This window comes from Vibrio sp. STUT-A16 (assembly GCF_026000495.1).
GTDB lineage: Bacteria > Pseudomonadota > Gammaproteobacteria > Enterobacterales > Vibrionaceae > Vibrio > Vibrio diabolicus.
This window is the reverse complement of sequence record NZ_AP026765.1, coordinates 1,872,946-1,886,186: the sequence shown is the minus strand read 5'-3', so window position 1 is coordinate 1,886,186 and position 13,241 is coordinate 1,872,946. Positions and strand designations below refer to the sequence as shown.

Below are 13,241 nucleotides of genomic sequence, written 5' to 3'. Positions count from 1 at the left end.
CAGACAGCTTTCCCGAAGGAACGATACTGGCTTACCGTGTTCCGCATGTCGCGCAATATCAGGGTAGATGCCCACTATAGTGCGAGGAGCCTATCGATCACGAAAGAGTATTGTCCAACCTCTTTCCTACTCCCATCGCCGTTTGGCCACAGCGTATTAACCACTTCCGCTGCTTCACGTATAACGCACCTTACATGGATTCACTTTCGTTCATCATACTGATTCCCTAGCACTCACCCAATTCGTGGTTATCAGGAGGAGCATTCCCTCACGGTTCTGCTCCCGTTTGGCACAGTGCCAAACTTCGTTACATTGTCAGGCTCGCTGCTTTATTCAGAGCCTTAGGGTCGTCTGGTGATACAAACGGTTCACTCTTATCGCGGTGAACAGCGCTTCATGCGACTTCACGTCGCACGGACTCTAACGTATCAGAGCTCTCCGTCCAAATCACAACGCTTCCTAGCGATGGGTCATTAGAGTATAAAGATTCGCAAGGCGATTGGCAGTCTGTCCAAATCGATCAAGTGCTTGATAAATCGCTCTTTGATGAAAACAGTGTTCGTTTTGTACCTGAATTAAATGAGTCTGGCAGTGCCAGTTTCGGCGGAAATCAAGTCGGAGACCAGGAGTCTAGTTACGCTCAAATTGGCTTTAAACCAACTGATGGACAGAGTACCGGTCAAGAGTCAACACTGACAATAGACGTAAACCCTATCGCTGATAAACCGAACTTGATCGCAGTGACGCACGAGAACTCATTACCCCAACAAGAGTTTAACGTTACGACATGGAGTAATGTTCAAGTTGGTTCTAGTGATGGTATGGGGGTCAATGGAGAGACTCTAATCTCAGCGATCAACGCTCTTGATGAAGCCGATGGTACTCGATTGAGTTTGGCAAATGTAGAAGATTTAGGTACTAATGCGACCTTAGCAAATGAGGCCGTTCTCGTTACATCTCTTGTTTATCTGGAAGCTGGTTCGAGTTACGACTTTGTCGGTCAAGCCGATGATAGCCTTGCAATCAAGTTGGGTGGTACGTTACTTGATCAAGCTCGTTGGGGTAGCGACAGTGGTGATATTAAGGGTGCTAGCTTTACACCTTCGGTATCTGGCTTTTATCCAATTGAAATCTATCACCATAACCAAAGTGGTCCGGGTAACTTTAATGTGGATGTATCCATTAATGGACAAGCGCCTGTCAATCTGAGCAATAGTAGTCTTTACGTAGTTAGTGATGAAAGTGCACTAGAAGCAACTGATATCAGAACGTCTGAACTACAAGAAGTTAATGGTGTTGCGTTTTACGAAACATATCAGCTGAACGAAGGGTTACAAGATACAGCGATACCGCTCTCTGAAATTAAAGCAAGCTTAAATGATACAGATGGCTCTGAATCACTTAAAGTCACGCTAACTGGCTTACCTGTAGGTGCGATCCTTTCAGATGGAAACAGCTCTATTACTGTAGCAACCATTGATGAAGAACTGGACGTGACAAGTTGGGCATTAGATGCACTTACTGTGACTCCACCAGCGGGCTCCCATGATGACTTCACAATCAATTTGAAGGCAACGAGTACAGAACGCGCGAATGGTGATTCAGCAGAGTCTAACTTAGCGATCAATGTTGTAGTACATGAGAACTTACCGACGGAAACGGAAAGTGATATTGGGAAGACCAACGAAGATAATTCGCTACAGGGTAACGTATTGCGTAATGACTTTGATGACGACAACACCCTGATGGTTGATCACATTACTATTAATGGTACTGACTATGCGGTAGGTCAAAACGTATCTTTGACCAGTGGCACTTTATTAGTAAACCAAGATGGTAGTTACGTATTTGAACCTACCGAGCACTGGTCAGGTGATGTTCCGTTAATTAGTTACACCACAAATACTGGCGCAACAAATACGCTTGATATCAACGTTGTCGCAGTTGCAGATGCCCCTGCGATCACGATTAATGTGGGAGAGTTAGTAAAAAGAGATGCTGTTGATCCTAATCACAACTTAGCTACTTCTGCGATAGATAAAACGCCTACAGAGAATGAACTCGTCGCTGCTGATCTTGGTTTGGATGATGTCGTGCAAAAAAATCACTCATACGCCGGAGTGATGCTAGGAGACAACAACGACAGAAGTGATACCGATAGCTTATTCGTTGGGACTGATTACAATGACACCTTCTATGGTGGCGGCGGTGATGACGTATTTATTGGCGGTGGTAATAACGACTCTTTCTATGGTGATGATGCGTCCACTATTACAGATTATGATGGCCAAGATACGGTTTACTTAACTGGAAACTTCAGTGACTACAAAATGACCTTCAAAGACGATCATGGAGGTCAAGTTCCATATTGGATTTTGCTAGATAATCGTTCTATCGATTCGGTAAACGACCACACAGGTAGTGATGATCGTGGTGATCACTTATATGAAATTGAACGAATTGTTTTTGCAGACAAAGTCGTTGAATTGAAGCCCGACGGCACCTATGAAGTGCTTCAAGAGCGTTGGATTCCCGTTGATATTAACGTTGATTTGGTTGATGTCGATGGAAGTGAAAGCTTGGCGCAAACTGTTTTTGTGGAAGGTTTGCCGGATGGTGTAGAGCTGTATATCGATGGACATGCCGTTAATCAGGACGCAAACGGTAATTATCTTGTCACCCTGGATGCTAACGGTAAGGTCTCTTTAGATATCAGAGTACCGTTTGATTATGAAGGTAGTCTAGAGTTCCCACTAAGCGTTACCGCGACGTCGGTTGAAGAAGCAAATAATGATGCCGCTTCAACAACAGAGTCTGTTGAGCTTACAGCTCGTGACTATGTTCTAGAGTCGGGTTCACATGGGAACGATCAGATAACGGGCAGTGACGATCACGATATTATTGTTGGCGATGTCCAAGGGTTGGAGATCATTGCCGGTCAGGACTACAACATCGCCTTTGTTTTGGATACTTCGGGGAGTATGGGTAACTGGGTAGGAACTGCGAAGCAAGAAGTGCTAGATGTGTTTGATGAACTGTTAAGTGCTGCAAATCAGGGTGAGAAGCCTGGAACAGTGAATATTCACCTCAGTGAGTTTGCTTCAAGTGCGTCAGCAGTTATTTCCGTTGACTTGAGTTCTCCAACAGCAAGAGATGAGTTTGTAAAAGAACTGAATAGTGCTATAGGTGATGAGGGTGACGGCGGCACAAACTATGAGGCGGGTTTACAGTCAGCTGTTGAATGGTTTAGCAGTCAACCTAACCCTAATGGCCAAAATATCACGTACTTTGTTACTGATGGTCAACCAAATAGAGCAACGCATCTCTACCATTTAGCGCAGAATGAATTCTCGAAAGTGATTTTGGATGTCGATGATTCTGGCAAGCTTGTTACCCTGCAAGATATAGTTAGTAGCAATAATTATTCATACGGACAGACGGTTATCTACAAAGGTGATGTCGTTATAGATAGTTACGGTCAGGTATATTCACCGCTAACAGGCAGAACTCTAGGGGATATCGACAGATATTATGGTTCTATCCGTTACGATGATGAACGTGGCAGCTCAACACAAGCTCAACATATGTATCAAGTATTAGCAGCATTGTCTTCAGTAGAGTCGATAGGTCTTGGTAGTGGTGTTGATGAACAGACACTTAAGCAGTATGACACTGATGGTGTGGTAGAGTCAGATATCGATGTTACTAAGCTTGCTGAAACGATATTGGGTCAAGATGTGCCCCTAAAACAAGGCTCAGACACTATTCAGGGTGGAGAAGGTGACGATATCTTGCTGGGTGATTTAATTGAATTTGGCGGTAATGAGCAAGGTTTGAGTGCGATTCAATCACATGTGGCACAGCAAACGGGTCAAGATGTTTCTACCATTGATGGTGAAGACATCCATGAATACGTTAAAAATAACCTAGAAGAATTCAACCAATCTCACCAAGGTGATAAGTCGGATAACTTATCTGGTGGTGCTGGCAACGATTTACTGTTTGGTCAGGGTGGCAACGACATACTCGTTGGTGGTGAAGGTGATGATATTCTGATTGGTGGTTTGGGTAATGATATCTTAACGGGAGATGAGGGCTCTGACATCTTTAAGTGGAGTGAAGTGACCAACGAGGTTGATACCGTTACTGATTTCAACAAAGATGAGGATACTTTAGACTTCTCCGATCTGTTTGATGACTTATCTAAAGATGAAATTGGAGAGCTTCTTAATGATCTTCAGTCCGGTGATCATACTGGTGATGTCGGAGAGTATCACGTAGAAGTGGCACCAGATGGCGGCTCGGAAGCGAACTTGAGTATTACGAAAGGTGGCTCGACATTAGACATCCATTTTGATGGTGCAAGTGTCGATGATGTGACTCAAAGTCTGATTGCAAGTTTAGAAGCGCAATACAAAGACATGTAGCAGCCTAGCCACAGGTAAAATTGAACATCAAAAAAGGTCTAGCATTTTGCTAGACCTTTTACTTTTAAACTCCGTTCATTGCGATGTTAGCTCTTAGGAAGTGTCGTGAAAACGGTCCACTCTTTCTTCACTTCACCTTTGTGGCCAATCACCGTTGCGGTGACTCGACGGTTCAACGCATGGCTCACTTGGTCGGTGCCTTGTGTTGCAAGTACTGTGTCTCCGTAGCCGACAATGGTGACTCTATCCCCACTAATGCCATTCTTCAGGAGTTCTTTTCTAACGTTCTCAGCGCGGCGCTTGGATAAGTCGAGATTGTGCTCTGCAGTACCAGTCCGACTAGCATAGCCCTGAATCTCGATAGACGTATTTGGGTACTCCTTCAAGAAGTCGGACAACTCACGAATTTGTTGTGTAAAGATAGGATTGATCACGTCGGAATCGTTCGCGAACAGAACTCGAATTTGCATTTCTTGCGAGGAGTCGACATACGAACCGCAGCCATCGTTATCTATCTCGGCACCTAAAGGAGTACCCGGACACAAATCGCGCTCATTAATGACTCCATCAGAATCATCATCTATATGATCAGCCCACTGATCGGCAATTGGCGTATCAATATAATCATATTCATCGCCTTTATCGGATGAACTGCATGCCGAAATCATCAATGAGAGTGCAATAAGAGTTATGTGTTTCATAATTAATACTCCACTTCTTCTAGCCATTCTTTAGGCATTTCGACCCTTAAAGCACTCAACAGTTGACCTGTTGCGTTCATCACTCGATATTTGGCGTACTGCTCTGCGTATTTAGAATCTAAGTAGTCTTTACGTGCCTCAAAGAGTTCGTTTTCAGTATTCAATAGATCAAGCAGCGTTCGCTTACCAATGCGATATTGTTTTTCATACGCAATAACGGTTTCAGATGCCGAGTCTACATGATCTGACAGGAACTCTTTTTGCTGTAGGGTCAAATCCAGTGCGCTCCATGAAAGCCTTAACCCTTCTTCAACATTGCGATAAGCACCTTCACGTAAGTCTTTCGCTTTGTTTAACTGATAGGCAAAGTTTTCTGAGTTTGCAGCGTCACTGCCGCCATTAAATAGGTTGTAGCGTAGACGCAGCATGGCAAGTGTCTCATCACTTCGACCTTTTAAACCATCAGCGTCGTCACGCCATGTTTGCGAAGCTTCAATGGAAATGGTTGGGTAATTAACACCTTTAGACTGTTTGTATTGAAACTTAGCAGAGTCCACGTCTGCGAGCGCGACTTGAATGACAGGGTGCAGCTCAAATGCCAAACCTACCGCTTCATCAATGGTGTATGGAATGAAATTCTGATCCGCTCTTGGAAAGATCAACCCTTGCGGGGTTTGACCCACTAAACGAGTGAACATAGTGTGAGAGTCGTACAAATTATTTTGAGCAGCTGCCAAATTACCGTGTGCTTTTGCCAAACGTGCTTCTACCTGTGTTAAGTCAGCGGTAGAGCCGATACCCGAGTTGACTCGTTTTTTAATGTCTTCGTAAATATCTTTGTGAACAGCCAGGTTGTTTTCAGACAGCTTGAGTATTTCGTAAGCTTTTACTGCATCTAGATACACTTTGGTGACTTCAAGTGCTTTATCTGATGCATCGGCTAAAAGTTGAAATCTTACTGATTCAGCGTCAGCTGCGGTACGATCGATATCATTTAAGGTTGCACTGCCATCCCATATGAGCTGAGTTAGTGTTACCGAAGCTTCCTTTCGAGTGTAATCTGTATCCCCACGTCCCACCTCGTCAGAAGGGTCTAATCCTTCATACCCAATTCCCGCATCTAGATCAATAGAGGGCAAGTAAGCACCCGAAGAGGCTTCATTTACGTATTTTCTGCTCGTAAATTCATTAAATGCACTCTTAATGTCAGGATTGTTTTTTAACGTCAATGCCACTGCTTGCTCTAAAGTTTGACCGAAAACGGGTATAGACACCATTAAACTACAGCAGCAAGCAATATTTAGTCGGTTCCATTTCACGGTATTTCTCCTAAAAATTCGTGTTGCTTTTTGCTATTTCATCTCATAACTGAGACGAAACATCATAAATAACAGTGCTTGAGTAAGGGATTTATCAACCTACTGTTAAAACAAAGCTTTTGTTTCAAAAATCCAAGATTTCGCCTTTTAAAACCTTAGCACATATGTCGAATGTTGCTTAGCAACATAGCAAGTTTAGCTCGGAGAAAAGCTTGAATTCTTAATATCATAGCGTTTCACGGCCTGTGTCACTCTGCGCTTTTTTGTAACTCTGCCCCTAGAGTTATCAAACGTCCTACAAGCTACACATACAACGAAAATATGATGATTTTGACTAAACTATAGACGTAAATGTAGAGGTGACAAACTTTTGACTTGGTTTGAAGTGGGGCGAGGTAGATATGGATCGAGTAACTTTGAGCTCATTGATGGGCAACATCGTGGTTATCGGGCTGGATGGGGAAATCAGGACCCTAGAAGAGGGACAACTACCTCAACCAGGAGAGTTAATAATTGATGAGGTATCAGATACTTCTGAGCTTGTGATCGAGCAGGTGACACCACAAGGAAGTTCGATAAACGTAACTGATGATATCACAGCGTTAATTGAAGCAATTGCTAGTGGGGAAGACCCGACTGAGCTGGGTGAAGAGTTTGAGCCTGCTGCAGGTGAAGGAAACGGGTCTAGCCCACAGAATACGGGAGCTATAGCTCGCACAGGTGCTGAATTACTCGCCAGTACCAATTTTGAGACAGTGGGAACTGACGGAACAGGATTTTCAAGTACTCAGGTAGAGACGCTACTCGATATTTTCCAAATACAACCACCAGAACCAACAGCAATTCCCGTTCCTGCAACGATAATTGTTCAAGAAATATCTAGTCCGACTATCAACGAAGGTGATCAGGTTGTATTCGATATTACTTTAAACCAAGCAACAGAGGACAATACTGATGTCACTTTGTCGCTACTTGATGGCACCGCAAGTGGCGGTTCAACTGACGAGAGCGGAAGTGACTACGTTAATGAGCGTGTTCTCATAACATTTTCCGATGGCACAACAGAAGACATCTCAGTTGATGATAATGGTACTTTTACAGTCTCGGTCCCATTAGGTGAAAGTGGGTTTACGGTTTCTCTCGACTCTATAGATGACTCTATATTCGAAGGCCCAGAAACATTTACGCTTTCTGGCAACACAGAAGAACAAAGTACACCTGCAACTGGGATTGCAACCATTGTTGATGATGGTAGTGGGCCTGGTTTAAGTCCTGATGATGATCGTCCAACGGTAACGGTGAGCGATGCAGGGACGATTAATGAAGGTGAGTTAGCCAGCTTTAAAGTGTCTTTATCGAATCCATCAGCTACAGATGTTGAGGTCGAACTAAGTCTCAACTTAGGCGATACCGAAGCCGGAGATTTAGGCATCTTGGAATACAGCACGGGAAGTGGTTGGTTCACAGTACCAAACGATGGTGTGGTAATGGTGCCAGCCGGACAGACCGAATTTGATGTGCGCATTGCTTCTATTGATGACGCCGTTTATGAAGGTCCTGAAGATTTCAGTGTGACGGTGACTGGCATTGGGGCGGTACAAGGCAGCGATACGGGTACAGCTACGATTGTGGATGACGGCAGTGGTCCAGGACCAGATCCCGATGATGACCGTCCAAGCGTGACTATTACGGATGCTGGCACCATTAATGAAGGTGAAACAGCTAACTTCAAAGTGACGTTATCGAACGCCTCTGAAGCGGAAACGCAAGTGGAGTTGGGTCTTAATCTCGGCGATACCGAAGCCGGTGACTTAGGTACCTTAGAATACAACACGGGAAGTGGTTGGGTTGCAGTGCCAAACGATGGCGTGGTGACCGTATCTGCCGGACAGACCGAATTTGATGTGCGCATTGCTTCTATTGATGACGCCGTTTATGAAGGCCCTGAAGATTTCAGTGTGACGGTGACCGGTATTGGCGCAGTACAAGGCAGTGATACGGGGACGGCGACGATAGTGGATGACGGCAGTGGTCCAGGACCTGATCCGGATGATGACCGTCCGGTTGTTGCGGCAATTAGTGATACAACCGTAAACGAAGGTGAGTCTGCTACGTTGGTTGTCACTTTGAGTAACCTAAGCACTACGGATACTCTCGTTAATCTGACACTTAATGATGGCACAGCAGAGGGAGGGGTAGATTACACCAAATCGTCTGTTACTGTTACCTATGCAGATAGTTCATCAGACGTTATCCCTGTGAACCCTGATGGTACATTTAATGTGTCCGTACCAGCTGGTGATATGACCTTTGACGTTGTGATAAGTACCACCGACGATGAGCTGTTCGAAAGCGATGAAAATTTCACATTAATTGGACAGACCGAGATACAAACAACTCCGGTTATAGGCACGGTAACGATTCTTGATAACGATACAGTCAGCGTTGCCTCTATTTCTAGTGAAGTGGTTAATGAAGGTGAACCTATCATTTTTGATGTTACTTTAAGTAACCCTAGTGATAGTGAAAGTTTGGTCAATATGGTGCTCGCTGATGGTAGCGCAGAGGGGGGCATAGACTACATCAATACATTGGTTACAGTTACCTATGCGGATAACTCAACAGATGTCATTACTGTCAACGCAAACGGGACATTTGATGTTTCAGTTCCCGCGAACGACGTCTCATTCAGCGTCACAGTCAATACTATTGATGATGACCTATTCGAAGGCGCAGAGACTTTAACACTCTCGGGTAAAACTGCCACTCAAATTACATCTGCAATGGGTACAGGGACTCTTCTTGATGATGGTTCGGGGCCAGGACCTGATCCAGATGACGATCGCCCAACAGTGGCAGCGATTACCTCTACAACGGTAAACGAAGGTGATATTGCAACACTAGATGTAACGTTGAGTAATGAAAGCACCACCAACACCACTGTCAATATGATGCTGACTGACGGATCAGCAGAAGGCGGTGTGGATTACACCGATACTTCAGTAACAATTACTTATGAGAGTGGCGGCATAGAAGTCGTTACGGTGAATCCAGATGGCAGCTTTATTGTCGATGTGCCCGCAAATGATACGACTTATAGTGTTTCTGTAAGTACAACAGATGATGACTTATTCGAAGGACCTGAAACCTTTACGTTATCAGGTAACACTGATAACCAAGTTGGTTCTGTGATTGGTACCGGTACTATTGTTGATGATGGTAGTGGCCCAGGACCAGATCCTGATGATGACCGCCCGACTGTAGCAGCGATTACGGATGCCATAGTTAGTGAAGGTGAGCTGGCAACGCTTGAAGTCACTTTAAGCAATGCAAGTACCACAAACACCGTTGTTAATATGACATTAGCAAATGGGACAGCTGAAGGAGGTTCGGATTATACAAATACGACGGTAACCGTTACCTACGCTGATAGTAGTACCGATGTTATTTCAGTGAACCCAGATGGTACGTTTGATGTCATTGTACCAGCGTTAGACACAACATTTAGCGTTACTATGGTGACGTTAAACGATGATATTTATGAGGGTGATGAGAACTTTACATTATCCGGTGCCACTACTGTGCAAACAACTGCTGCTGTCGGTACCGTAACGATTAACGATAATGCAGACATACCAACTGTCACTGAAATTACGGATATTCAAGTGGTGGAAGGTAACGATGCGAAATTTAACGTTACACTGAGTAATGCAAGTGCGGTTGCGATTATGGTTAGTATGTCTCTCTTAGACGGAACCGCTGTCGCTGGAGATGATTTTAACGCTACGAGTGTGACCATTACTTATGCTGACAACACGACGGAAGTTATTGCGGTAAACCCTGATGGAACGTTTAATGTCTCCGTACCTGCGAGTGATACTAACTTTAGTGTTACGGTAAACACTGTTGAAGACCAGATTTATGAATCTTCAGAAAACTTTGTTTTAACTGGTTCGATTCAAGGGCAATCACCTGCAGCGTCAGGCCTTGGTACGATTATTGATGATGACAATACACCTCCGACAGTAGAAGACTTTGGCATTTCGGTTGACCTTAGTGTGGGAGGAGACGCTTTAATTGACTTTGCACCACATGCGCAAGACTTTGAAGATGACTTTGATCTTCAAGATGATAAAGAAACGAGCATCTGTGTCACGACGCTTCCAGACTATGGCTATCTCTATTACTTGGATGATCAGAACAATGAAGTCATATTGGACATTGGTGATGTGATTCCAGAAACTACGGAAGTCAGATATGCACTAACGGAAGATTTCTTTGATGAGCAAAGCTTTGATTCCCAAGATTTACTCGATGAATTTTCTAAAGACTTCATTGCCGATTCAGTCGATGTTAACGGTTTAAGTTTCTTTGGAGGAACCATTGATGGTAATGGTGACTTTGTCAATAATGCTCAAATCAAGGTTGACTTTGCCTCTCAGCAGGTAGGTTTAGTTGTAGTGTCACCGGGCGAAACTGGCCAAGGGGATGAAATTAGTACGAGTGAGTTCATTGCAATTGAATTAGATGAAGGGCTTGAAGCTAAAGAAGCAAGGTTAAACCTAGCAAGCTTGAATGATAGGTTTAACAGTGGCGGCGCTTGGATTCAAGCATACTTTTATATGGGCGATACTCTTGTTGATATACAAACCATACACACCAGTGACATCGTATTTACTGGTAATCAAGAAGGTTACGCTGACGTATCGCTAAGTAATGGCAGTTTTGATGAGATTCGCTTGTTCCCTGAAACAGACAGTTCAAGTGATAAAGCCAGCTTTACTCTAGTTGGTACTCAGATTACAAGTTTTAATAATGTAAACGACTCGTTTGATTACAAAGCGATAGACTCAGATGGTTTAGAAAGCGATACCACTGCAACCGTTGATATTGATTTTAACAATGTCTCTTTTGAAACAGTGACCGCTTTCGGTACACAGACTGCTTCGTTACAGCAAGAGCCTAATATCATCATGGGAACAGACCAAGATGATGTTCTTGTAGGCACCGATGGCAATGATATTCTAATTGGTGGTCTAGGTAATGATATTTTGACTGGTGGCGGAGGTGATGACATCTTCAAGTGGACAGAGATGCAATCCGCAACTGACACCGTGACGGATTTCAGTGACGGGGATCAGCTCGATTTTACCGATGTATTTGATGATATGAGTGGTACTGATATTTCCACATTACTTGATGATCTCGGCTCGGGCGATTATCACGGCAGTGTGGATGACATTTCCGTTGAAGTGACTGAAAGTGGAGGTAACTCGACGTTGACCATCAACAAAGATGGACAACAGCTAGAGGTTAACTTTGATGGTACCTCTGCAGCCGATATTGCCAATAGTCTGATTTCTAATCTCGAGCAATTACGAGAATAAATGGCCAAAAATAAAAAAAACGGAGCGTTTTTTCGCTCCGTTTTTTATTTAATAATACGGTAAACTAACACTGTGATTACAGAACTTTACATGCAAAACCTTTCAGGTAGAAACCTTCCGGGTATGCTGTATCGGTTGGGTGGTCAGCAGCTTGTTCAAAGCGCTCCACAAACTTTACTTGGCGGTTAGCATCTAAGGCTGCGTCAGCAATGATTTTCTGGAACAAAACTTGATCCATTAAGCCAGAGCACGAATAGGTCAGTAGCGTACCGCCAGGTTTTAGGATTTGCATTGCTAACATGTTGATGTCTTTGTAACCACGACATGCGCCGTTTAGTTGGGCTTTACTGTCTGCAAACTTAGGTGGATCCATGATAACTACATCGAACTGAGTTCCTTGGTCACGATACTCACGAAGCAGTTTAAACACGTCTGCGTTTAGGAACACGGCGCGCTTCTTCGAGATATCAAATTCATTCAGTTCTGCGTTGAACTTCGCAGTGTCTAGAGCAGGTTGTGATACGTCAGCGTTTATCACACGCTTTGCATCACCTTTCAGAGCGTAAAGTCCGAAGCCACCTGTGTAAGAGAAGCAGTTAAGAACTTCCTTGCCTTTCACATATTTCATCGCTTGCTGGCGACTATCACGTTGATCTAGGTAGAAACCTGTTTTATGACCGCCAACGATATCTACACTAATTTTTACGCCATTTTCTTCGATGACGACCGATTTAGGTGGCTCTTCGCCGTGCAGTACACCAGTGGCTTCTTTCAAACCCTCTTTCTTACGTACCGCGACGTCAGAACGCTCGTACACATTACAATCAGGGAAGCACTCAACTAGAGCATCAACAATGGCCTGTTTATTGTGTTCTGCGCCAGCACTGAGAAGTTGACACACAAAGAAGTTTTGGTAACGGTCAATCGTAACGCCTGGCATACCATCAGACTCTGCCGCGATAAGGCGGTAACCCGTAAGGCCATCACGTTCGATAATGTCTTCACGAAGAAGTTGTGCGTCTTTTAATCGTTTTACGAAAAACGCGGTGTCGATTTCTTCTTTATCAAAACTCCAAATACGAGCACGAATTTGTGAAGCTGGCGAATATGCCGCTTTAGCTAACCATTTACCGTCGTGAGTGAATACATCAACCGTTTCGCCAAGAGCGGGTTCGCCCTCAACTTTGTTGATGCCTCGAGAGAAGATCCAAGGGTGCTTGCGCTTGACCGATTTCTCACGACCTTTAACCAAATAGATAGCAGCTGTCATTTCATTAGCTCTTGTTGAATTTTGAAAGGGGCGTATTGTCCGGGATGTGAATGGTAAAAGCAATATCCCTCGGCAATCCAGTACATTGTAGTGACTTTTAAATACAAAAAAGGGTCACTAAAGTAACCCTTTTATTT

General features: G+C 44.0%; 5 protein-coding genes. 2 read left to right on the top strand and 3 right to left on the bottom strand.

Going from position 1 to position 13,241, the window contains the following annotated elements; all coding sequences use genetic code 11:
- Window positions 1-524 precede the first annotated feature (524 nt).
- Window positions 525-4,427: a VWA domain-containing protein gene (locus tag OO778_RS09135; RefSeq protein WP_264909310.1), complete on the top strand. Its 3,903-nt coding sequence runs from the start codon at window positions 525-527 to the stop codon at window positions 4,425-4,427.
- Window positions 4,428-4,513: 86 nt separating this feature from the next.
- Here the strand turns inward: OO778_RS09135 and OO778_RS09130 are convergent, their stop codons facing one another.
- Window positions 4,514-5,128: an OmpA family protein gene (locus OO778_RS09130; RefSeq protein ID WP_264909309.1), complete on the bottom strand. Its 615-nt coding sequence runs from the start codon at window positions 5,126-5,128 to the stop codon at window positions 4,514-4,516.
- A gap of 2 nt (window positions 5,129-5,130) precedes the next feature.
- A complete protein-coding gene (locus OO778_RS09125) occupies window positions 5,131-6,447 on the bottom strand; it encodes a TolC family outer membrane protein (RefSeq protein WP_170891452.1) in 1,317 nt (438 codons plus the stop codon).
- Between the two features lie 401 nt (window positions 6,448-6,848).
- Between OO778_RS09125 and OO778_RS09120 the strand changes: the two genes are divergently transcribed.
- Entirely contained in the window at window positions 6,849-11,834 is a 4,986-nt protein-coding gene (locus tag OO778_RS09120; protein WP_264909305.1) for a Calx-beta domain-containing protein, read from the top strand.
- A 76-nt stretch (window positions 11,835-11,910) separates the two neighbouring features.
- Here OO778_RS09120 and OO778_RS09115 read toward each other — a convergent pair whose 3' ends face one another.
- On the bottom strand, window positions 11,911-13,104 hold the full coding sequence (locus OO778_RS09115; protein WP_167713295.1) for a class I SAM-dependent methyltransferase: 1,194 nt from the start codon (window positions 13,102-13,104) through the stop codon (window positions 11,911-11,913).
- Window positions 13,105-13,241 lie beyond the last annotated feature (137 nt).